Source organism: Hyphomicrobium sp. 01T421 (assembly GCF_056398805.1).
Map to the genome: position 1 here is coordinate 1,474,038 of NZ_JBFTQC010000001.1, position 25,862 is coordinate 1,499,899.

21 protein-coding genes are annotated in these 25,862 nt (G+C 60.1%); 7 read left to right on the plus strand and 14 right to left on the minus strand.

The features are described 5' to 3' along the window. Positions 1–6: 6 nt before the first annotated feature. The 5 genes from AC1DK3_RS06625 to AC1DK3_RS06645 all read right to left on the minus strand — a co-directional run bounded on the left by AC1DK3_RS06625 (position 7) and on the right by AC1DK3_RS06645 (position 10,896). The gene (locus AC1DK3_RS06625) at positions 7–1,917 is read right to left on the minus strand and encodes a glycoside hydrolase family 15 protein (RefSeq protein ID WP_477191467.1); all 1,911 of its coding nucleotides are present in this window, start codon (positions 1,915–1,917) and stop codon (positions 7–9) included. 411 nt (positions 1,918–2,328) lie between these two features. Continuing rightward, on the minus strand, positions 2,329–4,260 hold the full coding sequence (locus AC1DK3_RS06630; RefSeq protein ID WP_477191468.1) for an HWE histidine kinase domain-containing protein: 1,932 nt from the start codon (positions 4,258–4,260) through the stop codon (positions 2,329–2,331). 10 nt (positions 4,261–4,270) lie between these two features. Then, complete coding sequence (locus AC1DK3_RS06635; protein WP_477191469.1) at positions 4,271–9,967, minus strand: HAMP domain-containing protein; 5,697 nt, start codon at positions 9,965–9,967, stop codon at positions 4,271–4,273. 156 nt (positions 9,968–10,123) lie between these two features. Next, the gene (locus AC1DK3_RS06640; protein WP_092866969.1) at positions 10,124–10,660 is read right to left on the minus strand and encodes a sigma-70 family RNA polymerase sigma factor; all 537 of its coding nucleotides are present in this window, start codon (positions 10,658–10,660) and stop codon (positions 10,124–10,126) included. Next, the gene (locus AC1DK3_RS06645) at positions 10,657–10,896 is read right to left on the minus strand and encodes a NepR family anti-sigma factor (protein WP_477191470.1); all 240 of its coding nucleotides are present in this window, start codon (positions 10,894–10,896) and stop codon (positions 10,657–10,659) included. Before AC1DK3_RS06645 ends, AC1DK3_RS06640 begins: the two co-directional genes overlap by 4 nt. A gap of 248 nt (positions 10,897–11,144) precedes the next feature. Between AC1DK3_RS06645 and AC1DK3_RS06650 the strand changes: the two genes are divergently transcribed. Further along, complete coding sequence (locus tag AC1DK3_RS06650) at positions 11,145–11,948, plus strand: response regulator (RefSeq protein ID WP_477191471.1); 804 nt, start codon at positions 11,145–11,147, stop codon at positions 11,946–11,948. Between the two features lie 167 nt (positions 11,949–12,115). Further along, positions 12,116–12,646, plus strand: coding sequence for an SRPBCC family protein (locus AC1DK3_RS06655; RefSeq protein ID WP_477191472.1), 531 nt, complete (start codon positions 12,116–12,118; stop codon positions 12,644–12,646). 81 nt (positions 12,647–12,727) lie between these two features. On the opposite strand, the gene AC1DK3_RS06660 is transcribed toward AC1DK3_RS06655, so the two are convergent. Both AC1DK3_RS06660 and AC1DK3_RS06665 read right to left on the minus strand, forming a co-directional pair. Further along, positions 12,728–13,345, minus strand: coding sequence for a response regulator (locus AC1DK3_RS06660; protein ID WP_477191473.1), 618 nt, complete (start codon positions 13,343–13,345; stop codon positions 12,728–12,730). Beyond that, on the minus strand, positions 13,342–14,706 hold the full coding sequence (locus tag AC1DK3_RS06665) for a histidine kinase (protein WP_477191474.1): 1,365 nt from the start codon (positions 14,704–14,706) through the stop codon (positions 13,342–13,344). The genes AC1DK3_RS06660 and AC1DK3_RS06665 overlap by 4 nt, the downstream gene beginning before the upstream one ends. Positions 14,707–14,878: 172 nt before the next feature. Here AC1DK3_RS06665 and AC1DK3_RS06670 point away from each other — a divergent pair, with 172 nt between their 5' ends. Further along, a complete protein-coding gene (locus tag AC1DK3_RS06670; protein ID WP_477191475.1) occupies positions 14,879–15,088 on the plus strand; it encodes a hypothetical protein in 210 nt (69 codons plus the stop codon). Here the strand turns inward: AC1DK3_RS06670 and AC1DK3_RS06675 are convergent. Then, a complete protein-coding gene (locus tag AC1DK3_RS06675; protein WP_477191476.1) occupies positions 15,085–16,251 on the minus strand; it encodes a glycosyltransferase family 4 protein in 1,167 nt (388 codons plus the stop codon). The genes AC1DK3_RS06670 and AC1DK3_RS06675 overlap by 4 nt on opposite strands. Positions 16,252–16,303: 52 nt before the next feature. Next, positions 16,304–16,978 (minus strand): polysaccharide biosynthesis/export family protein, encoded by a 675-nt coding sequence (locus AC1DK3_RS06680; RefSeq protein WP_477191477.1) that lies wholly within the window; start codon positions 16,976–16,978, stop codon positions 16,304–16,306. 194 nt (positions 16,979–17,172) lie between these two features. On the opposite strand from AC1DK3_RS06680, the gene AC1DK3_RS06685 reads away from it, so the two are divergent. Both AC1DK3_RS06685 and AC1DK3_RS06690 read left to right on the plus strand, forming a co-directional pair. Next, the gene (locus AC1DK3_RS06685) at positions 17,173–19,404 is read left to right on the plus strand and encodes a GumC family protein (protein WP_477191478.1); all 2,232 of its coding nucleotides are present in this window, start codon (positions 17,173–17,175) and stop codon (positions 19,402–19,404) included. Positions 19,405–19,434: 30 nt separating this feature from the next. Beyond that, positions 19,435–20,562 carry a polysaccharide deacetylase family protein gene (locus AC1DK3_RS06690; protein ID WP_477191479.1) on the plus strand — a complete coding sequence of 376 codons (1,128 nt, stop codon included), beginning with the start codon at positions 19,435–19,437 and terminating at the stop codon, positions 20,560–20,562. Here the strand turns inward: AC1DK3_RS06690 and AC1DK3_RS06695 are convergent. Further along, positions 20,515–20,724 (minus strand): DUF2842 domain-containing protein, encoded by a 210-nt coding sequence (locus AC1DK3_RS06695; RefSeq protein ID WP_477191480.1) that lies wholly within the window; start codon positions 20,722–20,724, stop codon positions 20,515–20,517. The two genes, AC1DK3_RS06690 and AC1DK3_RS06695, sit on opposite strands and share 48 nt — an antisense overlap. Positions 20,725–20,847: 123 nt before the next feature. Here AC1DK3_RS06695 and AC1DK3_RS06700 point away from each other — a divergent pair, with 123 nt between their 5' ends. After that, positions 20,848–21,966, plus strand: coding sequence for a COX15/CtaA family protein (locus AC1DK3_RS06700; protein WP_477191481.1), 1,119 nt, complete (start codon positions 20,848–20,850; stop codon positions 21,964–21,966). On the opposite strand, the gene argC is transcribed toward AC1DK3_RS06700, so the two are convergent. From argC to rplM, 4 genes are all read right to left on the minus strand, one after another. Beyond that, positions 21,941–22,906, minus strand: a complete 966-nt coding sequence (gene argC / locus AC1DK3_RS06705; RefSeq protein ID WP_477191482.1) for an N-acetyl-gamma-glutamyl-phosphate reductase — start codon at positions 22,904–22,906, stop codon at positions 21,941–21,943. The genes AC1DK3_RS06700 and argC overlap by 26 nt on opposite strands. Before the next feature lies 1 nt (position 22,907). Continuing rightward, positions 22,908–23,669, minus strand: a complete 762-nt coding sequence (locus AC1DK3_RS06710) for a TerC family protein (RefSeq protein WP_477191483.1) — start codon at positions 23,667–23,669, stop codon at positions 22,908–22,910. Positions 23,670–23,824: 155 nt separating this feature from the next. Continuing rightward, the gene (rpsI, locus tag AC1DK3_RS06715; RefSeq protein WP_339084521.1) at positions 23,825–24,307 is read right to left on the minus strand and encodes a 30S ribosomal protein S9; all 483 of its coding nucleotides are present in this window, start codon (positions 24,305–24,307) and stop codon (positions 23,825–23,827) included. Between the two features lie 5 nt (positions 24,308–24,312). Continuing rightward, complete coding sequence (gene rplM, locus AC1DK3_RS06720; RefSeq protein WP_339084520.1) at positions 24,313–24,774, minus strand: 50S ribosomal protein L13; 462 nt, start codon at positions 24,772–24,774, stop codon at positions 24,313–24,315. 398 nt (positions 24,775–25,172) lie between these two features. Between rplM and AC1DK3_RS06725 the strand changes: the two genes are divergently transcribed. Beyond that, positions 25,173–25,772 (plus strand): hypothetical protein, encoded by a 600-nt coding sequence (locus AC1DK3_RS06725; protein ID WP_477191484.1) that lies wholly within the window; start codon positions 25,173–25,175, stop codon positions 25,770–25,772. The last annotated feature ends 90 nt before the right edge of the window (positions 25,773–25,862 follow it).

Below are 25,862 nucleotides of genomic sequence, written 5' to 3' on the forward strand. Positions count from 1 at the left end.
CGAAGCTCAGCTGACGTTCAGCGATCGGCGCGGCAGATGCAGACCGGTGGCCGAAGGTTCACGCTCGGTCCGCTCCTGTTCGATGGAAGTCATATCGTGTTTTGGCGCCGACCCCGACCAAGCCTCTTCCCACGTCTTCGATAATGTCATCGCCGAATTGATCATCCCTGCCATGGAATAGGTCTGCGGGAGGTTGCCCCAGAGTTGCCCCGTCGCGGGATTGAGATCTTCGCTCATGAGGCCAAACGCGTTGCGCTTCTTGAGAAGTTCGCAGAATAGTCCGCGCGCTTCCTCTTTACGCCCGACGGATTCGAGCGCGTCAATGTACCAGAATTGGCAGGCGAGAAACGCCGATTCCGGTAAGCCGAAATCGTCCTCGGCCGCATAGCGCAACATCAAACCGTTACGCATCAATTCCCGGCCAACGGCATTGACCGTCTTGACGAACCGGGGATCGCTCGGTGGCAGAAAGCCAAGATCGGCCAACAACAAGACACTGGCGTCGAGTTCTTCGTGATCGAACGCGCCGGTGAACGAGCCGCGCTTATCGCTCCATGCCCGGCTCAGAATTTCTGCTCGGATTTTGTCGGCGGATTCTTTCCAGTAGACGGCACGTTCGCCCAATCCCAAAAGCGTGGCTATCCGGGCCAGGCGGTCGCAAGCGACCCAGCACAACACCGCCGAATGCGTATGAATGCGCATCCGGCCGCGATACTCCCAAATGCCCGCATCGGGTTCCAGATAGAGACGACGGGCATGCTCGCCGAGATATTCAAGCTCGCGGAAAAGGCTGACGTCGCCCATCCGCGGCAGCCGCTGATCGATGAACATCTGCGCGACGCCGAGTATGACGCTGCCATAAGCATCATGCTGCAATTGGTCGGACGCGAGGTTGCCGACGCGCACCGGACCCATGCCGAGAAAGCCCTGCAGGTGAGGGGCAATACTCTCTTGAGCCGCATCATTGTGGACGATGCCGTACACCGGCTTCAAAGGGCTCTGCGTGTCGGAGACGACGGTCGTGATGTAGTCGAGATAGTTTTCCATCGACTGCGTGGCGCCCAAACGATTGAGCGCGCGGATGACGAAATAAGCGTCACGCAGCCAGCAGAACCGGTAGTCCCACGTTCTGGGAGTATTCGGCGCTTCCGGTATCGACGTCGTCAAGGCCGCTGTGATTGCGCCCGTTTCCTCATAGGTGCAGAGCTTCAGCGAAATTGCGGCGCGTATGATCTCGGGCTGCCATTCGTAGCTGACGGCAAGTCCGCGCACCCACGTCACCCAGAAATCGCGCGTGCGTTCCAGAAACTCTCGCGACATGGAATCGATCGAGCTTTCGATCGGTTCGTCCGCGCCGATAACGAGTGTCGCCGGATGCGTCAGCGAAAACGATGTCTCGTGCGCGATATAAGATACGGGAAGATCGGTCGTGACGCGAATGGACGAGGAACCGCAGAGATAGCGAACGTGGTTCGATCCGTACGACGAGTTGGTCACAGGCTGCCCGTAATTGTACGTTGGCCTGACGCGCACGGAAATTCGCGGCCGTCCTCTCAGCGGCTCGATCCGGCGAACGAGCTGTGCAGGATGGAAGGGGCGATCGTAGCGCCAGAAACGCGGGCAGAAGTCCGTCACTTTGACGCTTGCGCCATTCTCGGCAATCAGGATCGTCTCGAGAATGCTCGTGTTGCGAATGTAATACGATGTCGCAGAGACCTGTCCCTCAAGCACGACATCGCAGAAGCCCTTCTCCTCGTCACCGGCAAGCAACCGGCAAAAGATCGGATCGCCATCCAGCCGCGGAAAGCACCACCAGACGATGCGCGCGCCTTGATCAATGAGCGCAGCGATGCGCCCGTTGCCAATCGCCGCGACGTCGAGTGACGAGCGATAAGGAAGGGAAGTCGACAGAGTCATCAGGTCCCCCTAGGGAGTGAAACTTGCAAACGGGAACAACTCCGAAGCGACGGCGTTGGTTGCCTTCGGCGCACAATGGCAGGACCGACGTCCGGACCGCCGAGCGAATTCCCGCAGGCCTTGAAGCTCGGAGGCGTGCTTCACGGGACGAGCCTGCCTCAGGGCGTCCGGCTCAATTTATAATAGTATGCGCCGCGAAGGCGATGGCTTCGAACGAGATCGGGCCAGAAGATCCGCTCGCCGTATTATACGACGTTGGCCCTCCACCCAAATCCAAACCGGATGTCTTGCTTTTGACGGGCAATTTTAAGCAACGATGACGRCTCGCCGGAACTGAGCGGCGCAACGCTTAATTCAACAATCCCGTCGTCGACGCGCGCAAATTGGAATAACGGGCGAGGGCGGCGGTTTCTACGCGACTTGATTGGAGGCACTATCGGCTGAGCGGCGCTCCTCGGCGCCGTGGGCAAGCATGTTTACAAGATCCTTCACATCAGCCGGATTGTAGGGCTTCGTCAGATGCGGGTAATCCCGCAGCCGCGGCGGTAGAAACACGAGATCGTTGTATCCCGTCGTGAAAGCAAACGGGATCCGGCGCCGGTCGAGGATTTCAGCTATCGGCGCGCTGTTGTCCGCACCGAGATTTATGTCGATTAACGCAATGTCGAAATTGGAATCGGCGGCAGCCTTGAGGCCGTCGGACAGCCGCCCGATCGGCCCAAGCACGGTATGACCTTCCGCCTCGAGATCGAGCTTCAGCTGCATGGCGATGAGGGCTTCATCTTCGACGAGCAGGATGCGACAGGGACGATGGGGCGCCGGTATGTTGGCCGCCATCAGCGGCCCACGCGCTTTCGGAACAATCGCGATGTGGCGGGTCCCCACCATGTGTGTCCGTGTCGACAGCTCGCCCTGGAAGTCGAATTGAAAACCTTCCGGCGCGAAAGTCATTTCTGCAACACCGCCGCATTCCGATGCAGCGCTGCGAATGACCGCGAGCCCAAATCCGTTGCGCTCTGGTTTGGCGCAAAGCGGTCCTCCGCTCTCCCGCCACGAGAAGCCGATCTTGTCGCCGTCCGGCGTCCCGATCCGTGACCAGTTGATGGCGACCCTTCCGCCGGGCGCCGAAAGCGCCCCGTGTTTTACCGCGTTCGTCACGAGTTCGTGCAGCACGAGAGCCATGGACTGACCGAACTTCGATGTCAGCCGGACGCGCTCGCCGTCGACGACGATGTCGTTGTCCGATCGCGAGCGGAACGGCGCCAGCGCACCCTGCACGAGTTCGTGGAGATCGACGCCCGTCCAGCTGCTCTGCCGCAAAAGGTCATGCGCAGCCGACATTGCATGAATGCGCCCGTCGAGCGCCGACGCGAATGATCCGACTGAAACCGCGTTGGAACTCGAGAGCCGGGCAATCGCCGCAACGTTGGCGAGAATGTTCTTCACCCTGTGATCGAGTTCGGCCATGAGAAGCTGCTGATGGCTCTCGGCGGACTTGCGATCGGTGATGTCGAGCAGAGTACCAAGCACGCGCGGCGTCTCGGCGTTGCCGGTGCTGAACGCGCGAGCGCGGGCGAGAATCCAAGCAACGCCGCGCGCACCCGTTACGCGAAATTCCAATTCGGCGGTCGTTTCCGCGTAATTTGCGGTGCGAACATAGCTGCGGACCATTTCGCGGTCGTCTTCGTGCACGAACTGAACGAACGACTCGAAGGTTTGATGTTCCGGCAGGTTGCTGTGAAGAACCTCGGAGATATTGGCTGACCACTGCAGGGTCTGCGCCTTCTGGTCGAATTCGAAGGTCGCGAGGTTCGCGGCCTCACTCGCAAGGCGAAGCCGTTCCTCGCTCTCTTGCAGGCGGGCGTGCGATTCTTCGAGCTGCAGCGCGCGTTGGCGCACGCGCTCCTCGAGCTCGGCGTTGAGTGTATCGAGTTGCCGGCTCTTTCTATAGAGCTCGACGAAAATCTGGACTTTCGCCTTGAGGATTTCCGGCACGACCGGAACCGACACGTAATCGACCGCGCCCGTCCGGTAACCTTTGAGCAGGTCATCGATTTCAAGGCGAACCGCGGAGATGAAAATGACGGCGGTCTTCTCATGCCGCGGGTGGTCGCGGATCATCGCGGCCAGCTCGAAGCCATCGAGATCCGGCATGCAAACGTCCATCAGGATAACAGCGATGTCCGTTTTGAGCAGCGCAGTCAGCGCTTCTTCTGCGGTCGTCGCCTTGATGAGGTTAGCATCGAGGCCATCGAGAACGGCCTCGTACGTCATCAGCTTTCCCGGCTGATCGTCGACGAGAAGAATGTTCACGGGTTCTGTCGAAGCGGATTCGCCTGTCATGGTTTCCCCGTTAACGGTGCAGCCACATACGCAACGCGGAAATCAACTGCTCCGTATCGACAGGCTTCGCCAGATAATCGGATGCGCCGGCTTCGAGACATTTCTCGCGATCACCCTTCATCGCTTTGGCAGTGAGCGCAATGATGGGCAGCCGTTGGTTTTTCTCGCTGCTCCGAATTTTCTGCATCGTCTGATAACCGTCCATCTCCGGCATCATGATATCCATCAAGACGATCGAAACATCGGTCGTGCTCAAGGTTTCGATCGCTTCCAATCCGGTAGTCGCCGTCAGGACTTCCATGCCGCGACGTTCGAGGAGACTGCTCAACGCGAATATATTTCGCGCGTCGTCGTCAACCAGAAGAACCTTGCGTCCGATCAGATAGTCGTCTGTATCGTGCAGCCGAGACAATAGTTCCTGCTTCTCGGCCGGAAGTTCGGTAACGACACGGTGCAGGAATAGCGCGGTTTCGTCGAGAAGACGCTCGGGGGATTCCACGCCCTTGACCACGATCGTACGGGCGTATTGCCGGATCTGCAAGTTCTCCTCGCTCGACAGCTCGCGCCCCGTGAACACAATGACGGGGATATCCCGCATCGCATCTTGACGGCTCATGTGTTCGAGGATTTCGAAGCCCGACATGTCGGGCAGTTTGAGGTCGAGAACGACGCAATCCACGTTCTCGTTTTTCAGAATTTCGATGGCGGAATTCCCGCTCGATGCCGTCAAGATTTCGACGTCGCTGTCTTCGAGCAGCACCGAGACGCTCAACAACTCGGAAGCGTCGTCTTCGATGATCAGCAATTTCTTGGTTCTGGAAGCTGAGAAGGTACCGATCTTGCGTAACGCCGTTTTGAGTTGCTCGGTCTGCAGAGGCTTCGTGAGGAACGAATATGCGCCGCGCGCCAATCCGTGATGACGATCGTCGTCGAGCGTGAGGACCTGAACCGGAATGTGCCGGGTGAGCGGGTTGTGCTTGAGCTGACTGAGAACCGACCAGCCGAGCACGTCCGGAAGATGGATATCGAGGGAAATGGCGGTCGGATTGAAATCGGTCGCGAGCGCCATGGCATCGATGCCGCGTTGGGAAACGATGCCCTTGAATCCCGTCTCGTGCGCCGCGTCGAGCAGTATCCGCGCGAAGTTCGGATCGTCCTCGACAATAAGAAGAACCTGATCTCCGGCCGCGATGTTGTCGCGATCGTCTTCGATCGGCGGCGGCAGCGGACCCGCGAGTGACATTGGGACCGGCACTGGAGCAACCGAATCGGGCTTGGTCCGAACCTCGCTCGCCAGCATCGCGTAGCGGAGCGGCAAATAAAGCGTGAACACGCTGCCGACTCCGGGTTCGCTTCGGAGCTGGATCTCGCCGCCGAGAAGATGGGCGAGTTCGCGGCTGATCGCGAGACCAAGCCCGGTACCGCCGTACTTTCGGCTCGTACTCGCATCGGCCTGTTGAAACGCTTCAAAGATGAGCTTCTGTTTGTCGGCAGGAATGCCGATCCCTGAGTCTTGCACCTCGAACGCCACGATGGTCTGCGCGGCCGAGAGGATGGGATGATCGGGCCCCCACTTTCCGGTCGCAGGCTTGACTGTCAGCCGAACGTGGCCCTCGCGCGTGAACTTGAACGCGTTCGACAGCAGGTTTTTCAGAACCTGCTGTAGGCGCTTCGAGTCCGTAAAAATTGATTTCCCGAGATCGGCGTTGAAGATGACCTGGAATTCGAGCGCGCGGCGCTCCGCCTCGTGACGGAACGGCCGGGCGACGGCTTCGATCAGGCCGTTGAACGAGATCTCTTCGGCGTCGACCGACACCGTTCCGGATTCGATCTTCGAAAGATCGAGAATGTCGCTGATCAAATTCAGAAGATCCGTGCCCGCGCCATGAATTGTCCGCGCGAACTCGACCTGCCTGTCGGAGAGGTTGCCGTCGGGATTGTCCGTCAGTTGCTGCCCAAGAATAAGAATGCTGTTGAGTGGCGTCCGAAGCTCGTGAGACATGTTCGCGAGGAACTCGGATTTGTACCGCGATGTGAGCGCGAGCTCTGCAGCCTTCTCCTCGACGGCGCGGCGGGCCTGATCGATTTCTTCGTTCTTACGTTCGACTTCGACGTTGCGTTCAGCGAGCTGCTGCGCCTTCTGCGCCAGCTCCTCGTTCGTTTTCTGCATCGCCTTCTGCTGGTCTTGAAGCTCGGCCGCGAGCTGTTGCGACTGCATGAGCAGGCTTTCCGTCTGCATCGTCGCTTCGATACTGTTTAGAACGACGCCGATGCTGACCGATAGCTGTTCGAGGAACGTCAACTGCGCCGGCTCGAAATTCTGCAGCGAACTCAGCGAAATGACGGCCTTGATCTGATCTTCGAACGTGATCGGATGTACGATGACGCTGCGGGGAGGAGCCTTGAACACGACAGCGTCGATGCTGGCCGTCGGCTCCGGAATGTCCGTTAGGACGCGGCGTTTCTTTTCGATCGCGCATTGTCCGATAAGGCTCGAACCAAGCTCGAGCCTCTCGGGATATCGAACGTCCACATCGTCGGCATACTTCGCGAGAATCTTGAGCTCGCTTCGCGTAGCATCGAACTGGTAGATCACGCCCTGATGCGCATTTATCAGGGGCACAAGCTCCGACAGCAGCTTTCTCGCGACGGTGATGACGTCACGCTGCCCCTGCAGCATGCTCGTGAAGCGGGCGAGGTTTGTGTTTAGCCAGTCCTGTTCGGTGTTGAGCTGCGTGGTCAACCGCAGATTTCCGATCATCGTATTGATGTAGTCTTTGAGTTCGGCCACCTCGCCGCGCGCGTCGACCTGAATGGAGCGCGTCAAGTCGCCTTTCGTCACCGCCGTCGTCACTTCCGCGATCGCGCGGACCTGCGTCGTGAGGTTTGCTGCGAGCAGGTTGACGTTGCCGGTGAGATCTTTCCACGTACCGGCGGCGCCCGGAACGTTCGCCTGGCCGCCGAGCCGGCCTTCGACGCCGACTTCGCGCGCGACCGTCGTCACCTGATCCGCGAAGAGCGCCAGAGTGTCCGTCATGTCGTTGATTGTCTCGGCGAGTGCCGCGACTTCGCCCTTGGACTTGACCGTCAGCTTCGGCTTGAGGTCGCCGTTGGCAACCGCGGTCACGACTTTCACGATGCCCCGAACCTGCTCCGTCAAGTTCGCCGCCATGACGTTGACGGTGTCGGTCAAGTCCTTCCACGTGCCGCCGACGCCGGGCACGGTGGCTTGACCGCCGAGACGGCCTTCCGTGCCAACTTCGCGCGCAACGCGCGTCACTTCCGAGGCGAAGCCGTTGAGCTGATCGACCATCGTGTTGATGGTGTTTTTGAGTTCGAGAATTTCGCCTTTGACGTCGACGGTGATCTTGCGCGAAAGGTCGCCGCGCGCGACGGCCGTCGTCACTTCGGCGATGTTGCGAACCTGCGTCGTCAGGTTTGCAGCAAGCAGGTTGACGTTGTCGGTAAGGTCTTTCCACGTCCCGCCGACGCCCGGCACGACGGCTTGGCCGCCGAGACGCCCTTCGGTGCCGACCTCGCGGGCAACGCGCGTCACCTCGGCCGCGAACGAGCGAAGCTGCTCGACCATCGTGTTCAACGTTTCTTTGAGCAGCAAAATCTCGCCGCGCACGTCGACAGTGATCTTTTTCGAAAGGTCGCCGCTCGCGATAGCCGTTGCCACTTCCGCGATGTTGCGGACCTGGGCCGTCAGGTTGCCGGCCATGAAGTTGACGTTGTCGGTAAGGTCCTTCCACGTACCGGCGACGCCCGACACTTGTGCCTGTCCGCCGAGCTTGCCTTCGGTGCCGACCTCGCGCGCAACGCGTGTCACTTCGGAAGCAAAGGCATTGAGCTGATCGACCATCGTGTTGATGGTGTTTTTGAGTTCGAGAATTTCGCCTTTGACGTCGACGGTGATCTTGCGCGAAAGGTCGCCGCGCGCGACGGCCGTCGTCACCTCGGCGATATTGCGAACCTGACCCGTCAGGTTGCCGGCCATCGAGTTGACGTTGTCGGTCAAGTCTTTCCACGTTCCCGCGACGCCCGGCACGGTCGCCTGTCCGCCGAGCTTTCCTTCCGTGCCGACTTCGCGCGCAACGCGCGTCACTTCCGAGGCGAAACCATTGAGCTGATCGACCATCGTGTTGATGGTCTCTTTCAGTTCCAGCACCTCGCCGCGAACGTCGACATCGATCTTCTTCGACAAGTCGCCGCTCGCAATGGCCGTCGAAACCTCGGCGATATTGCGAACCTGCGTCGTGAGGTTCGAAGCCATGGAGTTGACGCTGTCGGTCAAATCTTTCCAAGTTCCCGCAACGCCCGACACCTGCGCCTGTCCGCCGAGCTTGCCTTCCGTGCCGACCTCACGCGCAACGCGCGTCACTTCGGAAGCAAACGCATTGAGCTGGTCGACCATCGTGTTGATGGTTTCCTTCAACTGTCGGATTTCACCCGACACGTTGACGGTGATCTTCTTCGACAAGTCGCCGCGCGCGATTGCCGTCGCGACCTCGGCGATGTTGCGAACCTGTCCGGTCAGGTTGCCGGCCATCGAGTTGACGTTGTCCGTCAGGTCCTTCCACGTACCGGCGACGCCGGGCACCGTGGCTTGACCGCCAAGGCGGCCTTCCGTGCCGACTTCGCGCGCAACGCGCGTCACTTCTGAAGCAAAGCCGTTGAGCTGATCGACCATCGTGTTGATGGTGTTCTTGAGTTCGAGAATTTCGCCTTTAACGTCGACCGTGATCTTGCGCGAAAGGTCGCCGCGCGCGACGGCCGTTGTCACTTCGGCGATATTTCGAACCTGTGTCGTCAGGTTTGCAGCGAGCAGGTTGACGTTGTCGGTGAGGTCTTTCCACGTACCGCCGACGCCGGGCACGACGGCTTGGCCGCCGAGACGCCCTTCGGTGCCGACTTCGCGGGCGACGCGCGTCACCTCGGCCGCGAACGAGCGAAGCTGCTCCACCATCGTGTTGATGGCTTCCTTCAGCTGCAGGATCTCGCCGCGCACGTCGACCGTGATTTTCTTCGACAAGTCGCCGTTCGCAACCGCGATCGTAACGTCTGCGATGTTGCGGACCTGAGCGGTCAGGTTCGAGGCCATCGAGTTGACGCTCTCCGTCAGGTCTTTCCAGACGCCGGTGACCTCACGGATCTGCGCCTGTCCGCCGAGCTTGCCTTCGGTGCCGACCTCGCGCGCAACGCGCGTCACTTCGGATGTGAAGACCGAGAGCTGCTTGATCATCGTATTGACGATGGTCGCCGAACGCAGGAACTCACCCCTGAGAGGACGCCCGTCCACGTCGAGACGCATCGGCTGCAAGAGATTGCCTTGCGCCACGGCTTCGATCGTGCGCGTCACTTCGGTCGTCGGCTGCAGCAGGTCGTCGATGAGCGAGTTGACCGACTGCTCCATCTCGCCCCAGGCGCCATGCGCGAGTCCGAGCCTCACGCGCTCGTTCGTCAGGCCGTCCTTGCCGACGACTTGGCCGACGCGCTGAAGCTGGTTGGCCATGCGCTGGTTGGTAATAATAATGTCGTTGACCGTGTCGGCGATTTTACCGGGGAGACCGTCCCAATCGCCGCGCATGCGGACGCTGAAGTCGCCAGCTTTAACCGCTTGAAGTGTCTGGAGCATCTCGAACAGAATGCTGCCCGGCCCCGAAGTTAAGCGGTCGGACCCAACGGCGACGATCTGCTCCGACATACACAACTCCCCTCACGTCGCAATTAACCCCAGACAACGCCCGGCGCCGAGAAATAGTTCCCCGGCTCCCCGGTCAGCACGAGTTCGGGCTGTTGAGGCTCGTTTTCCGTCTTTTTTTATTCGGCGCCGCCCCGTTTGGGCCCGAGTGACGCGGTCTCAGCGACTGGTCGAAGTTTTGAACGGCTCGTGGCCGTGATCTTCCGTTGCCGGCCGCCCTGTCATCTCCTCGAGCAACCGGCTGCGAGCCCGATTGACGCGGCTCTTCATCGTACCGACCGCGCAACCGCAGACCCTCGCAGCGTCTTCATAGGAAAATCCTTCCGCCGTGATGAGCAGTAATGCCTCGCGATGATCGGCCGTCAATCGCATCAGGGCTTTCTGCATATCGTCGAACTCGAGGTGGGTAAGTTGCGTGGCCGGAACGCTGGCGTTCATGGCCGCGTGATCCTCATCGAGTTCTTCGCGTTGCGATTTGCGGTAATGCGTGAAGTATGTGTTGCGAAGGATGGTGAAGAGCCAAGCCTTCAGGTTAGAATCGGGCACGAACGAGTCTTTGTGCGTCCAGGCCTTCAAAAGCGTTTCCTGCACTAGGTCGTTCGAGAGCTGCGCATCGCCGCTGAGCGAATGAGCGAATGCCCGGAGATTTGGGATCGCCTGTATAAGGGCGTCGCCGAAGCTTGGAGTTTCTGTCACGTTGACTGCTCCTTGCCCTCGAGCTGGCGAACGAGATCGAGAAGGTCGTCTGGCACAGGTTCCTGAGCGATGATGTCGTACATGGCTCGCATGCGCTGCCCAATCAGCTGCGCCGCGAAGCCTGGAAGCCGCGGAACCGCGGGCCGTGCAACATCGAGTTCCGGATGGCGCTCGGAATTCGGAAATTCCTCTTCGGTCCGCGCGCTATCATCAGGCGAGTCGAGGCGCTGCTGCATGATAGCTATTTGCCCTTCAATTTCATGATTGGCCCCGATTGGGACAAACTCCTTGAAGAAAGTTCTGATGTGGGGCTCGTGTGGCGAACGTGGTGCGAGAGAATTTGTTCCTGGGGGGGAACCATCCCGATTGGCCCTGCGTTAGTGTTACGGTGCATATTGGCCGCCATACAGAAACCCGCGGTGGAGCTGGCGGTTCCAGAGAGTTGAAAAAAGCTCGGCTGGCTAATTCGGGAGGCTCAGGAATTATGTCGATTGCCCAGACGATCCGCGTGCATTTGCCGTATCTCCGGCGGTTCGCGCGCACGCTGACAGGCGCTCAGCAAGCGGGCGACGCTTACGTTGCCACGCTGCTTGAAAGCTTGGTTTCCACGCCGTCCGATTTTCCGACGAACATGCCGCCGCGCATGGCACTCTACCATATGTTTTTGCGGGTGTGGAATTCTGTCCGTTTGGACGGACAAGGCTCGGAGGACGGCCCGAATTCTCTCGGCGCCGCCCAGAGGCGCATAAATTCCATAAGCTCGCTGCCGCGGCAGGCCTTCCTGCTGGTCGCGGTCGAGGGTTTCACGTCCTCTGAGACGGCTGGAATACTGGAAGTCGGCGAGCCGGAAGTTGAAAAGCTGCTCGAGATCGCGGGGCAGGAAATCGCTCACCAGGTGGCGACAAACGTCCTGATCATCGAGGATGAGCTGCTGATCGCGATGGACCTCGAAACGATCGTGACGAGCCTCGGTCACACCGTGCAGGACGTCGCGACGACGAAGAATGAGGCGCTCGACGCGGTCAAACGCCAGATGCCGGGACTGATCCTGGCCGACGTCAAACTTGCTGACGGTAGCAGCGGACTCGAGGCTGCCAAAGAGATCGTCGCCGAGCGCGAAGTCCCGATTATTTTCATTACGGCCTACCCCGAGAAGGTTCTGACGGGCGAACGGCCCGAGCCGACCTTTCTGATTTCAAAGCCCTTCCAGCGCGACACGGTCATGGCCATCATCAGCCAGGCGCTGTTTTTTGACACCAAAGCCCACCCGAGAACTGCGGCCGCTTAGAATGTTTGGGCGACCCACGCTGGGCCCGTGCCGCGCCCGTTCGGGAGATGTGTCTCCCGCGTCGGCGTGGAAAACTTCCTTGTAATAAAGTAACACGGTTGTGAATGCAGCCACCTGCGTTTTTTCGGTATGAGCGTAGGGCAAAAAAGAGAAGGGAGTTACGTCAAATGAAATTCGCACAGGGCCTTGTGATCGCTGGCGCGGTTGCGGGAATGCTAGCCGCTGCGCCGCATGCCGACGCCGCAAGCCTCGCTGTGGGCAAGAAACTCGAACTCAAAGTCGACGCCGCGAAAATGAACGAAGAGCGGACGAGGCTCTGGGCTCAGTTCGGCGGCTGGTGCGGGATCAAGGATTGGCATCCGGCAATTGCGAGCTGCGAGGAAGTCACCGAAGGTGACGCGAAATTCCGTATTTTGACTCTCAAGGACGGCGGCAAGATCAAGGAAAAGCTTCTGGACGAGAAGCCGAACTTCTATCGCTACGAGATCATCGAGAGTCCGTTGCCCGTCAAAAACTATCAGGCGCAGTTCGCGCTGACGCCCGACGATGACGACGAGGACGAGATCAACTTCGCCTGGTCCGCGGTGTTCGACGCCGACGGCAAGCCCGATGTGGAAGCCAAGGGTGTCATCGAGGGCATCTTCAAGGCCGGATTGGACAACATCAAAGCGACGGCCGGCGCCAAGCACGACGACTGATCGCCGGAAGCAATCTCGAAGCTATCGTGCTGACGCAGAGAGCACGCAAAAAGGCGCCGGTCGATCCGGCGCCTTTTTTGTTCACGTCTTCAGCGTCTCGATTGCGAGGCGGATGAGATCGGCGGTGCGGTCGACGCCGAGCTTCACCTTCATCTGCGTGCAAATGTTGGCGACCGTCTTGTACGCGATGCCCAGATTGTCGGAAATCGCCGTCATGCTCTTGCCTTGCCCGAGCATTCTCAGGATTTCGACTTCGCGTGTTGAAAGCGATTGCAATGGATCGTCGGATGAAATTTGGCTGACCGCAATGCGAGATGCGAGATCGCGGTCGATGTATTGCTCGCCCGCGCGGATCTTGCGAATGCCTGTGATCAGTTCCTCGACAGGCGCGCTCTTGCTGACATAGCCACGTGCCCCGCCGCGAAGCGCCCGGACGGCGTAGATCGGTTCGTGATGCATGCTGAAAACGACGACGCGCGCCGCACTGTCCGCCGCCACGATCCGCCTCAGGACTTCGAGCCCGCCTGCACCTTCAAGATTGAGATCGAGCACGACGACGTCCGGACGCTCGGCCGCGTAAACCGCGAGCGCATCCTCGAGGCCTGCCGTTTCGATGACGGTTGCTTCGAAATGGACGACGAAGAGCTTCCTCAAGCCTTCGCGAACAACGCCGTGATCGTCAACGATGAGGATTTTCATGCCGCGCTCTCAGATAGGGGTTCTTGCCGCGCGGCACTGCCGGTCGAGGCGGGGAGGGGGAGTTCAACAATCAACATGACACCTTTGCCTTCTTCACGATCGGCAATGCTGAGCCGCCCATCGAGCGAAGCAACGCGCTCTCGCATCCCGGGGAGCCCGAAGCCTCGTGTTCCTTTTGCAGTAATTCCAGAGCCGTCATCGGTGACGACGATGCGAAGCATTCCGTTGTCCGTTCGACGCGCGGCGAGCCCGATCGACGCCGGTTGCCCGTGGCGAACGGCATTGCTCGTACCTTCTTGCAGAATGCGGAATGCCACGTCCTCGATGGCAGTCGGATATCGCGCGTCTTCAATATCCATGCGAAATTCGATTTGAGGACGCCGCGCCTTCCAAAAGGCGACGAGGTTCTCCACCGCATGCGTCAGTCCCTGATCGATCAGGAGCGCCGGCCTCAGACGGCTGAGGACACCCCGCAAATGCACCTGCATATGCTGGACGGATTGCCGGATAGCCTTGCTGCGATCCATGGCCTCATCCGCGTCGCCCCGCGATACGAGAAGAGGTATCGCCTGCGCGTCGACGTCGGCCGCGAACAGAAATGGCCCGATCTCGTCGTGAAGATCGCGGGCGATCTCCGAGCGCTCTTCTTCCTGGACTGTCGACAGCTGTTCGTTGAGCCGTTGGTTTTGCTGCTCTGACTCCTGCAGCTGTCCGGCCATGCGGTTGAAGGCGCGATAGATGAGCTTCAGATCCTCGGGGCCGTCTTCCGAGACGTGCGCCGTATAATCTCCCTCGCCCACGCGGTCGAGCGCTGAGGAAAGCTGCTCCAGAGGCCTGAGCGCCCGCCCCAGAGAGGCGTAGATGAGGGCCAGCACGACAAGGCAAAAGCCCCCGATGATTGTGAACTTGAGTTTGAGATCTTCCCAAACCTCGCCCACCTCGTTGTGAGAGTCCGAAGCGATCGTGATCGTTCCGAATTGCTTCAGTTCACCGGGCATGTCGAACAAGCGCGCGCGCGGTGAGCCGGAAAGCAGCGAATAGAGCCATCTCGGTGGAGGATCTAACGGTGGCCGAAGGCGCGAAGCGCTGGTGACCTTTCCGTCAGGAGAGACAAGGCGCGCGGAGAGGTGACGATCGCCGTCAAACGACGAAATGAGCCTCTGCACTTGATAGAGAGCGTCCGCGCTGGAGCCGATCGTGGACAACGCATCGCTGACGTTGCTCGAGCCGACGTCGATCGCCGACGACATCTCGAGATCGACCTTCCGCAGCCCGTGCCAATAGGTGAGCGCTCCTCCGGCGATAAGGCAAAACGCCAGGACGAGGGCGACAAGCGCGAGAAGGCGACGTCTGAGATGCATCCGAAAATCGCTAGAGCCTGTGTAACATTATAACTTTGAGCCACGCGGCATTTGCCGTCAAGCCACACATATATAGGGAAAAATTCCCGAACCGGCTCGCTGGCAGAGAACGTGCATCCGTTGCGAGGACAGGCACGCGAAAGCGCATCCGAGACCGGGAACGTACCGTTTTATGTCAATGCATTTTAAATCTTATGTCTCGAATTTGAACCGCGTGCGCTTCGCAGAGCTGATCGATCATCATGCAGCTCGCATTCGCCATGCCAAGGTACGGCTCTCGATCGTGAACAATCCCCCGATCAACCTGCCGCGCGCCGGCAACGATTGCGAAACAACAGCTACCGAAACCGGCACGCAGGCGTCGTTAAGGACGTTCCCTTAACCGCGCTGTCCGAGCAGCTTCGGAATCCGAAGCGGCAGCCGTGTCCGGCGGAACGAGGCCTCTTCATAAAAGTCGAGTACCGCCTCGGTCATCGCAGCAACCGTGAACGTCTGCTCGACCTTTGCTCTGACGCGGCCGGCGCGTTCTGCCGCCGCGTCGAGATCGCCGAGCGTATCGGTGAGAGCGATCGCAAGCGCGTCGACGTTCCCCGGTTCGATGAGTCCCGTATCCGTGCCGGCGACGATTTCGGGAATGCCGCCGACGTTTGTCGCGATCAGAGGAAGCCCAGCCGCCGACGCCTCAAGCACGACGTAGGGAAAGCTCTCCGCCAGCGAAGGGACGACCATGACGCGACCGAGTTCGAACGCATCGCGCGCGGGCATGGCGCCGGCGAAATGCACGATGTCATCAAGTCCAAGGCTCGACGCCAAGCTGCGAAGCGTCTGGCCATCCGGCCCCGAGCCGACGATTGTCGTTGTGACGGCCCGTGAAGGCCTGAGCTTCGCGATCGCCTTGAGAAGAATGTCGACGCCCTTGATCTGACGCAGCTCGCCGATGAAAAGCACGTCCGTCGCATCAGCGCGCGTCGCGGCGCGTTCGAAGTCCCCACTTCCCAAACCGTTCGGAATGACGCGCCGGGGTGCGCCCGCCGTTCCGACGTGGGCGGCATATTTGTCGGCGGCGTACTGGCTTTCGAAGATGAGACCGGTCGTCATGGCATCAAGGCTGCGCTCGACGGAGAGGAAAACCCGGCTTTCGAGCGTGCTGGGTTTGAAATTCAAGCTACCGCCGTGCGGTGTGTAGAACGACTTCACATCGCGCCCGGTAACGGAAAGGCCGTAGCAAGCAAGGCGCGCATAGGCGCCACCCTTTGCGCCATGACCGTGCACGATGTCGAGATCGAGTGAGCCCGCATGCCGGAAAGCGGCGTGGACTGCCGCGAAGTCTCCGAGACCCGGCATGCGCTTCATCGGAATGCGCGAAATCCCGAGCGTGAGCTTCGGAGCAAGAGCGGCGAACCTTCCCGACGTCAGACGGTCTTCAGCTGTGTTGCCGGCGAGAATGCCGACATCGTGACCGCGGTTCGCCTGTTCCTCGGAGAGGTCGAGAACATGGCGAAAGAGGCCGCCGACGGGCGCCCGGAGACAATGAAGGATCCGCATCTTTTCTCAACTCGACGATTTGTGGGGAACGGCGGGTGAAGAAAAGTACAGATCAGAAGAACCTCTCGAACACGTAAACGGTGTCGCTCGGCTTCACGAGATAGTCGGCCGGAACGTCGAGTTCCTGAACGAAACCGTTCTGCCGCCGCTTGATGCGGAAGCTGCGATCGCTGGCGCGTTCGGTGTAGCCGCCTGCGATCGCGACGGCAGTTTCGACAGTCATCCCGGAAACGTAGGGATACTGACCCGCGCTCTTGACTTCTCCGAGAATGAAAAACGGCCGGTTCTGCTGAATATCGACGTTGACTTGCGGATCTTTGACGAACTCGGTGCCGAGCCGTGAGCGTATGAGCTTTTGAAGTTCGTAGGTTGTTTTTCCGCGAGCGCTGATATTGCCGATCAACGGCACGGAAATCTTGCCCTCTTGATCGACGATGTAAATGCGCGAGAGATTTGGCTGGCCATAAACGAAGATGCGAAGCCGGTCGCCGGTATCGAGCCGGTACGACCCCTCGTTGTCCTCGGCAGCAACCGTAAAGACAGCTGGCCTGCCCCAGGCGACAGACTCGGCCGAAGCCGGCACGACCGGAACCGGATATCCGTCCGCCACGGGACCGCTATCGCCGCCAATCCGGGTGTTGAGATGCGCGAGGTCCTGATCCGGCGCACACGCCCCGGCAAAGACCGACAGAGCGGCGGCACAAAACGAGATCAGGCGGACGGACATCAGCAACTTTTCCGAGACAATTGAACACCCGGAACATTAGGTCTGTGAGGTTAACAAAACCTAAGAAGGTGTATTTTTTCGGTGCGCTTAAGCAGTTGCTAACCTCGGCGACCGCTTACTCTAGCTGCGCTGAAACCCTTGACCGAGCACCACATATGCCGCCGCGAGCCCCCGCTTCGCCCGACGAAATTCAAATGTCGACAGTCTTCGACGCCTTGAAGCGGAAAGGCCGATGGCTCGTGCCGCTGTCTCTCGCGCTCGGCGGCGTTACGTTTGTCGTGCTGATGATGATGGCGCCGCGCTATCAAAGCGAAGCTGAGCTTGCCATCGTCGCAAAAGGCGCATCGAGCACATTTTCCGATCCGCGCAGTGCGTCCTCAGGCCCCGATCTGGTCACGACGCGAATGGATAAGGAAGCCATCAACACCCACGTCCGCGCATTGCAATCATCCGATCTGATGCTGCAGATTGCCAACGACCTGAAACTCGCCGAGCGGCGCGAATTCAACAGCGCGCTGGGGCCCGTCGATCAGCTCGACGCCGCGCTCCGCATGATCGGCATCGGCGGTCCGCGCGGCGGCGAAAGCGAACGAGATCGCGTCATGTCGGCTTTCCGCAGCCGCCTCGAAGTCTACACCGCGAAAGAAAGCCGTTTCATCGGCATTCGCATGACGTCGATCGATGCGGACCTCGCGTCGAAAATCGCCAATGCGATGGCCGAGAATTACCGCGCCTCCCTCGCCGAGCAGGGCGTGACCGAAATCGATGATCTTCAGACTGTCCTGAAAGGCAAGATCGATAAGCTCGCAGCCGAATTGGCGACGGCCGAGACTGAGATCGATCGCTATCGCGGCAAGATCGACGGCTTCCGCGGTGGAGCGCAGAACACCGGCCTTAACGAACAGCAGATGTCGGACCTCACCGCCGAACTGTCGCGCGCCAAGGCGGCGCGTGGCGAGGCTGAGGCCCGCGCCGCATCCGCACGCGAGATGATGAAGGCAGGTACGGCCGACGCCCTGGCCGATGTGCAGAAGTCGCCGCTGATCCAGAATCTCGTGCAGCAGCGCGTCCGCATCGAGCGCCAGATCTCTGAACTTTCTGCGACGTTGCTTCCGGCCCATCCGCGGATGCGCCAGCTCAATGCCGATCTCGCAGGGCTGAAGCTTCAGATCGATTCCGAAATTTCCAAGATCGTCTCGAGCCTGGAAAAGGAAGCGAAGGTCGCGCAGGGCCGCGAAAGCAGCATTGCGCAGAGCCTCGCGGACATCAAAAATCGCGTTGTAACGAATGCGCCGGAAGAGGCTCAGCTACGGCAACTCGAAGCCAACGCGAAAGCCAAGAGAACCGAGCTCGAAAATCTCCAGGCCCAACTCGAGGCCAATCGCAAGAAACTCGATACGCGCGCTCAGCCGGTCGAAGCGCAGATCATCTCCAAGGCGCAGGCCGAGAGCGTCCCGATCTTCCCGAAAAAGTTCCAGCTTTCCGCCTTGGTGGCGTTCGCGTCCCTCATGTTCGGAACGGCCTGGATCGTCATGGGAGCGCTGTTCCACGGCGTGCCGCCGCAGGGATACCGGAAGCGTAACGCTTCGGATCGCCGCCATTCCGAACCCCCGCTGTTGCGGGAAGAACCGCTCGTCAGCGAAATGCCGGAGCCCCAGCCTGAGCCCGAGCCCGAGCCTCAGCCCGCATTCGTCGCCGCGCCAGCTCATGCTGCAATTGCCGGTACGGCGTCCGAGCCCGCTGCAAAGGAAGCATCGTTCGCGGCTTTCAACGACGGCGAGATGGAAGAATTGGCCGGGCGTCTCAAAGCGCGACGGAGCGTCGGAGGCGGCTTCCGCACGCTGATCACTGGCGAGACAGACGACATCGTTCCCTATGCCGAAGCGACCGAGCTCGTGAAGGCGCTGGGGAAGAGCGGCGTTCAGCCGATCCTCGTTGACTGGAGTCCGAGCGGCGAAGGCTTTGCTCGTGATGCGGGCCTCGACATGAACGCCGGCTTCAATGATTTGCTGACCGGCCGCGCTGGGTTTGAGGACATCATTCAACGTCTTCCGGGAACGACCGCGCACGTCGTCGCGAGCGGTCGAGCCGTGAGCGAAGACGAAAGCGAATTCGACGTCGATCGCTTGAACCTCGTGCTGGACGCGCTCGACGAGGCTTACGATCACATCGTCGTAGTCGGACGTCACGATGAGGCGCGCAGACTTTTTGAAGGCATAGAAGGCCGCTTCGATGCTGGAATTGCCGTCGCGTCGTCCTTGCGGAGACCGGCGGAACCCGAAGATCGCGACGGCACGTTCCTCGGCTTCGAAGTCGCCGAAATTGACGTCATTCGTTACGAGCGGCGCGAGGCCGTGGCGCCGGCGCTCATGCAACGCTTGGCGCGTGTCACGCAGAACCAAGCAGCAGTCGCGCGTCAGGCGTAGCGTTAGTCAATCGAGTTTGAGTAGGGGCGTATGGGGCGCAGAACAAACGAGTTTTTGAAAGCGACCCTTGCTGCTCTTCACTATTCCGGGGCGGCCAATCTCGCAGCCCGTAATATTCCCAAAGCCGGCGTCATTCTGATGCTTCATCACGTGACGCCGGAGAAGCCGCCAGGCTTCGAGCCGAACGGCATCCTGAAAGTCACGCCGGAATTCCTCGATGCGGTGATCGATACCGTACGCGGCGAGGGCTTCGAGATTATCGGGCTCGATGATGTCAAGGCGCGGCTCGAGAACGGTCGATCGGCTCGAAAGCCGTTTGCTGTTTTCACGCTTGACGACGGCTACAGGGATAATCTGGATTTCGCCTACCCCATCTTCAAGCGCCACCACGCGCCATTCACCATCTATGTGCCGACGGCCTATGCGGATGGTGACGGCGATCTCTGGTGGCTGGTGCTCGAGGAAGCGCTGAGGCGGCTTCCGAGCCTGAAAGTCGATCGCGACGGCCGGCCACAGATTTACGCGCTCGGGACGGATGCTGAAAAGACGGCCGCGTTCGAAGACATTTACTGGTGGCTTCGCCGGATGCCGGAGGCGCGTGCTCGCGCCATTACCCGCAACCTCGCTTCGCAAGCGGGCTTCGATCCGCTGGCGCTCTGCCGAAAACTGGTCATGAACTGGGACGAGATCCGCGCACTCGCACGCGATCCGCTGGTCACGATCGCCGCCCACACTTGCAACCACTTCGCGCTCGCCAAATTGCCCTTGTCCGAGGCGACGCGTGAAATTGCCGACAGCGTGGCGCGCGTAAGCGAAGAACTCGGCCAACCTTGCCGGCACTTCAGTTATCCCTACGGCGACGAAGGAAGCGCGGGCGAGAGAGAATTCGAAATCGCCCGGAATCTTGGGATCGAAACCGCCGTCACGACACGCAAGGGCCTCGTTGGCAAATCCAATGCTTCGACGATGACGGCGCTGCCGCGTCTTTCCCTCAACGGAGATTTTCAGGATCAGCGCTCGGTCAAGGTGTTGCTTTCGGGCCTGCCCTTCGCGCTCCGCAACGGCGTTAAGCGCGCGCTGTCACCGCTGCGGCGCGGCGGCCCCGCAACGTCACGCGTCGGGGCGCTGCATCCAGGCGATGAGCCAGCCGGCGGGTAGAACCCAGAGAAGCCCGGCGATGACGTAGTAAATGAGTTCTACGGTCGTGCTGACATTGCGGACTTGTAAGACGACCGCGACTGCGACTGCCAAGACCGCATAGGCGGTAATCAGCACCAAAAGCGCAACCGTACCCACGAGTTTCCTTTTGCGTTGCGTCATCTGTTTTGAAATAGCCCCTGAACCCTAGATTTCCATTCTGCCGCGCCTCATGGGCGCATTTGCCCTGTGCGCATGAAGGAGTATCACACGCCCTTCAAGACGGCCCGAGGATATGTCCGAGCAATGACGACTGCGCAACTTTCTGTAAAACGAGAAGCCGCTGCAACGCTCGGAAAGAATTCCGGCAATCGCGCTGTGTCGCTTTGGCTGTGGTTCGTCGCTTTGCTCGTTTTCGCGATGGTCGTCGTCGGCGGCGCGACGCGGCTGACGGAAAGCGGATTGTCGATCACGGAATGGCAGCCGCTTCTCGGCGCATTCCCGCCGCTCACGGAAGCCGATTGGATGACGGCCTTCGAGAAATATAAGCTGATCCCTCAGTACACGGCCTTGAACCACGGCATGTCGCTCGAGGAGTTCAAATTCATTTATTGGTGGGAGTGGGGTCACAGGCTTCTTGGCCGCCTCATCGGCGTCGTTTTCGCTTTGCCGCTCGTATTCTTCTGGTGGACCGGCCGGCTCGATCGCGGGACCGGAATGAAGTTCCTTGGCATCCTCGCGCTCGGCGCGCTTCAAGGCGCCATCGGCTGGTACATGGTGAAGTCGGGTCTGAGCGACCGCATCGAAGTCAGTCAGTATCGTCTCGCCTTGCATCTCACGACGGCCTTCATGATCCTGGGCCTGCTTGTCTGGCTGGCGCTCGATGAGTGGCCGGCCGAGCCGCACGTCACCGGTGAAATTGCGACGCCGCTCATAAAGCGGATGGCGACGATCATCGTCGCCTCTGTTCTCGTGCAAGTGGTTCTCGGAGCGTTCGTCGCGGGCCTCAGAGCCGGGCTCATCTACAATACGTGGCCGACAATGGACGGCCAGTGGTTCCCGAGCGACTATTGGATCAACCCCGCATACCTGAGCTTTTTTGAAGGCCACGCCGCCGCGCAGTTCAACCACCGTCTGGTGGCCTACATCGTCACCGCGCTCGTGCTGGTGCAAGTCTGGTTGACCTACCGGACGCCGGTCGACGACCGCATTCGCTTGAGCGCGCTTTGGCTCGGCGGCGCGGTCATCCTCCAGGCCGTGCTCGGCATCGCGACGCTTCTCGCGCACGTTCCGCTGCATCTCGGCCTATTGCATCAGGCTGGCGGAGCGGTCGTGCTCGCGATAGCGGTCGTGCACCTTTATGCGACGCGGCGAGCGGGAATAGTGCCGCGCGATTTCTCTAGTCGAGGCCGAGCATCAGCTTGATGTTCTGAACCGCGGCGCCGGCGGCTCCCTTGCCGAGATTGTCGAGCCGCGCGACGAGCACGGTCTGATTGAGTTCGGGCTTCCCGAACACGAAGATTTCGAGCTGGTCGGTGCCGTTCAAGGCTTCCGCTTCGAGACGGCCGGCTTTTGCCGCGGCTCCTGTGACGACGCTCACGAGTTCCGCCGATTTATAGTAATCGGCGAGCACGGCTTCGATATCGGCGAGGCTCGGGCGGCCGCTCAGGGCATCGAGGTGCAGCGGTACGGACACGAGCATACCCTGCCTGAAGTTGCCGACACTCGGCACGAAGATGGGCCGCCGCGTTAGTCCTGAATAGGTTTGCAACTCCGGCACGTGCTTGTGCTCAAGGCCCAGACCATAAAGCTCGAACGACGGCGCCGTTCCTGCCTCATAAGCCTCGATCATGCTGCGTCCGCCGCCCGAATATCCCGACACGGCGTTGACGGTGATGGGGTGATCGGGTGCGATGATCCCCGCTTCGACGAGGGGCCGAATGAGCGCAATCCCGCCCGTCGGATAACATCCGGGGTTGGCGACGCGAGCCGCAGTTCTAATGGCATCGGCCTGCCCGGGCGCCATTTCGGCGAAGCCATAGACCCAGCCGTCGGCAACGCGATGGGCGGTCGAAGCGTCGACGATCTTCGGAGCATTCGGGCCAAGCCCGTTGGCAAGCGCCACCGCCTCCCGCGCCGCGTCGTCCGGCAGACAAAGCACCACGAGATCGACATTGCTCAGCATTTCGGCGCGGGCGGCCCGGTCCTTCCGCTTCGCCGGATCGATGCTCTTTACCTCGATCGGAGCGACGCCGGCGAGCCGCTCGCGGATTTCGAGGCCCGTCGTGCCCGCCTCGCCGTCGATGAAGACGCGCGCAAGTTTGGTTTTCCCCGCTGTCACTGTCGTAGTTGCCGTTGCCGTCATTTTAACCGCCGAACAAGAGGCCAATCCGGTGCTTGATGCCCTGGATGATCGTTTCCGAACAGCCGACGCCGTAGGTCTCGCAGAAGATGCGATGGCTGTCGCGATAGATCATATCGGCCGCCACGTAGAGAATGATAAGGAGGCCGATCCAGGCAATCCAAGGATACTTCGCGAGGAGCTTGGCGATAAACGTAGAGGCGACGGCCATCAGGATGATGGCGAAGGCGAGCCCAATGACCAAGACCAGCGTGGATTCGCCCGCCGCACCGGCAACCGCCAGTACGTTGTCGAGCGACATCGAGAGGTCGGCAAGGATGATCGTCCAAAGAGCACTCCAGAACGTCGTCTCGTTGGGATGAGGGGCATTGGAGGCGAGGTTCTTTTCCACCTCATGGATCGAGTGCGTGTCCGCCTCGACGATCTGCTTGTACATCTTCCAGCAGACGAAGAGCAGCAGAATGCCGCCGGCCAGCGTCAGGCCGATCACCTGCAGCATCTGTTGTGCGATGCTCGAGAAGATGATCCTGAGGACGACAGCTCCGAGAATACCCCAGAAGATCACCTTGGCCCGCATGGACTTTTCAACGCGCGATGCCGCCATGCCGACGACGATGGCGTTGTCGCCCGCGAGCGTCAGGTCGATCATCAGGATGTTGAAGAGCGCGACCGCATGCGTAGACCACCACTGTGGGGATAGGAGCAGGCCAATGTCGGTCACAAGTGTCGAAAACAGCTCATGCAAGCCGTTCAGAAGCCAATCCATCGTATCCCAAATCCCTCATAGCCACGGCCAAGCCGCGCTGGCACATGGAGCGGTATGTGGCACTGGGGCGGCAGGACCGCAACCCGTCTGCAACACGAAATGAAACAGCCCGCCGATTGGGCGGGCTGTTTTTTGTCTCAGGTATCCGGAGCGGCTTAGCGCTTCGAGAACTGGAACGATTTGCGGGCCTTGACCTTGCCGTACTTCTTACGTTCGACGACGCGGCTATCGCGGGTCAGGAAGCCCTGCTTTTTCAGGGCACCACGAAGGTCCGGCTCATAATAGGTGAGCGCCTTCGAGATGCCGTGACGAACCGCACCGGCCTGACCCGAAAGCCCACCGCCTGCGACAGAAATACGAATGTCGTATTGCGTCGAGCGGTTGGCGAGGTTGAGCGGCTGCTGCAAAAGCATCTGCAGCACGGGACGGGCGAAATAAGCCTTGAAGTCCTTGTTGTTGACCGTGATGAGGCCCTTGCCGGGCTTCAGCCAAACGCGGGCAACAGCGTTCTTCCGCTTGCCGGTTGCGTAAGCGCGGCCGAGCTTGTCGAGCTTCTGCGTCCGGACAGGCGCTGCCGCCTGCGGCTCGGCGCCCTTGACGGTGGCAAGATCGGCCAGGGTCTTTGTTTCAGTAGCCATGGATCTCAGACCCTCACATTCTTACGGTTGAGCTTCGCGACATCGAGCTTTTCCGGGTTCTGCGCCTCATGGGGATGCGCACCGCCCTTATAAACTCTGAGGTTGCGCATGATCTCACGGTGCAAAGGACCGCGTGCGAGCATGCGCTCGACGGCCTTTTCGAGGATCCGCTCGGGATGCTTGCTGTCGAAGATCTGGCGCGGCGTACGCTCTTTGATGCCGCCCGGATAGCCGGTGTGCCGGTAGTAGACTTTGTCTTCACGCTTGGCGCCGGTGAAGACGACCTTCTCGGCGTTGATGACGACGATGTTGTCGCCGCAGTCAACGTGAGGCGTGTAAATCGGTTTGTGCTTGCCCTTGAGGCGCGTCGCGATGAGAGCGGCAAGTCGGCCGACAACGAGCCCTTCGGCGTCGATGAGAACCCACTTCTTCTCCACCGTGGCCGGCTTGGCGACATAGGTAGACATTATTGAAGCTCCTTGGCGGATGGCTGCGCACGCTTCAAACGTCTACTGCGCGCTGCATTCCGAGAAGGCGCGTGCATACGCGAAAACACGAGCGAGTAGCAAGAGGATTTTCCATATGGCAGGAATATTATTCAGAATCAATGAATTAGGTGGTGTGGTAGCATAATACCGCCATGTGGTATTACTATACCGCCAATGGCGCTCCCCGCGCAGAGATCCAGCTTGTTCATCGGCGATAAATCCAGCATGCGATAGATCTCGGGACGAATTCGAGGCGACACCCTCCCGGAAATGGGAACCAAGAGGTGTGCAACGTTTCTTATTCTTGTCTTAGTCGGCGTATCAGTTCGAACGGTAAATCTCGCTCGCGGGCTGCGAGCGCAATGTGGAGCAACACGATGGCGGTCTCTCTGACCCGTACGGCGGCTGGCGTTATCATCGGAGCATTTGGCCTATGCGCGGCGATCGCGATGGCCGCAGCTCAGGACGCGGCCGCGCCGCAAGGCACGCCGGCCGAGCAAGGCGCGTCGGCTGCGGCCGGCACCAATCCGCCCTCGCAGGATGACGTGAAGCAGATCAAGCTGACGGACGAGCAGGTGACGCATTTCATCGCCGCTCAAAGCGATCTCGCATCCATCGCCTCGAAAATTCAGTCGGCCGGCGACAAGCCCGACCCCGCGCTGCAGGCCGAACTCGAAAGCATTGCGACGAAGCACGGCTTCACCAATTTCGCCGAGCTCGACGACGTGGCGGCAAACATCTCGATCGTCATGGCAGGGCTCGACACCACGACCGGAAATTTCGTCGATCCCGTTGACGCGCTGAAGAAGGAGCGCGACGACGTCCAGAAGGACGCGAGCATTCCGGAAGCAGACAAGAAGCAGCTTCTCGATGAGCTGAACGAAGCGATCAGCACGACGCCGAACCTCAAGTTCAAGGAGAACGTCGACTTGGTGAAAGCGCATCGCGCCGAAATCGAGAAGGCGTTGCAGCAGTAGGAAAGCGCCCGCTGGCTAGCGGTGAGTTGCCCAGAAAATTGGCCAGAAAGCCGGCCAGAAAATCGGCCAGAGAATTCGGCCAGAGAATCG

Excerpts from the sequence above, each read along its gene's own strand:
- AC1DK3_RS06625 (WP_477191467.1), bottom strand. The coding sequence starts at position 1,917 with ATGACTCTGTCGACTTCCCTTCCTTATCGCTCGTCACTCGACGTCGCG.
- AC1DK3_RS06630 (WP_477191468.1), bottom strand. The coding sequence starts at position 4,260 with ATGACAGGCGAATCCGCTTCGACAGAACCCGTGAACATTCTTCTCGTC.
- AC1DK3_RS06635 (WP_477191469.1), bottom strand. The coding sequence starts at position 9,967 with ATGTCGGAGCAGATCGTCGCCGTTGGGTCCGACCGCTTAACTTCGGGG.
- AC1DK3_RS06645 (WP_477191470.1), bottom strand. The coding sequence starts at position 10,896 with ATGCAGCAGCGCCTCGACTCGCCTGATGATAGCGCGCGGACCGAAGAG.
- AC1DK3_RS06650 (WP_477191471.1), top strand. The coding sequence starts at position 11,145 with ATGTCGATTGCCCAGACGATCCGCGTGCATTTGCCGTATCTCCGGCGG.
- AC1DK3_RS06655 (WP_477191472.1), top strand. The coding sequence starts at position 12,116 with ATGAAATTCGCACAGGGCCTTGTGATCGCTGGCGCGGTTGCGGGAATG.
- AC1DK3_RS06660 (WP_477191473.1), bottom strand. The coding sequence starts at position 13,345 with ATGAAAATCCTCATCGTTGACGATCACGGCGTTGTTCGCGAAGGCTTG.
- AC1DK3_RS06665 (WP_477191474.1), bottom strand. The coding sequence starts at position 14,706 with ATGCATCTCAGACGTCGCCTTCTCGCGCTTGTCGCCCTCGTCCTGGCG.
- AC1DK3_RS06670 (WP_477191475.1), top strand. The coding sequence starts at position 14,879 with ATGTCAATGCATTTTAAATCTTATGTCTCGAATTTGAACCGCGTGCGC.
- AC1DK3_RS06675 (WP_477191476.1), bottom strand. The coding sequence starts at position 16,251 with ATGCGGATCCTTCATTGTCTCCGGGCGCCCGTCGGCGGCCTCTTTCGC.
- AC1DK3_RS06680 (WP_477191477.1), bottom strand. The coding sequence starts at position 16,978 with ATGTCCGTCCGCCTGATCTCGTTTTGTGCCGCCGCTCTGTCGGTCTTT.
- AC1DK3_RS06685 (WP_477191478.1), top strand. The coding sequence starts at position 17,173 with ATGTCGACAGTCTTCGACGCCTTGAAGCGGAAAGGCCGATGGCTCGTG.
- AC1DK3_RS06690 (WP_477191479.1), top strand. The coding sequence starts at position 19,435 with ATGGGGCGCAGAACAAACGAGTTTTTGAAAGCGACCCTTGCTGCTCTT.
- AC1DK3_RS06695 (WP_477191480.1), bottom strand. The coding sequence starts at position 20,724 with ATGACGCAACGCAAAAGGAAACTCGTGGGTACGGTTGCGCTTTTGGTG.
- AC1DK3_RS06700 (WP_477191481.1), top strand. The coding sequence starts at position 20,848 with ATGACGACTGCGCAACTTTCTGTAAAACGAGAAGCCGCTGCAACGCTC.
- argC (WP_477191482.1), bottom strand. The coding sequence starts at position 22,906 with ATGACGGCAACGGCAACTACGACAGTGACAGCGGGGAAAACCAAACTT.
- AC1DK3_RS06710 (WP_477191483.1), bottom strand. The coding sequence starts at position 23,669 with ATGGATTGGCTTCTGAACGGCTTGCATGAGCTGTTTTCGACACTTGTG.
- rpsI (WP_339084521.1), bottom strand. The coding sequence starts at position 24,307 with ATGGCTACTGAAACAAAGACCCTGGCCGATCTTGCCACCGTCAAGGGC.
- rplM (WP_339084520.1), bottom strand. The coding sequence starts at position 24,774 with ATGTCTACCTATGTCGCCAAGCCGGCCACGGTGGAGAAGAAGTGGGTT.
- AC1DK3_RS06725 (WP_477191484.1), top strand. The coding sequence starts at position 25,173 with ATGGCGGTCTCTCTGACCCGTACGGCGGCTGGCGTTATCATCGGAGCA.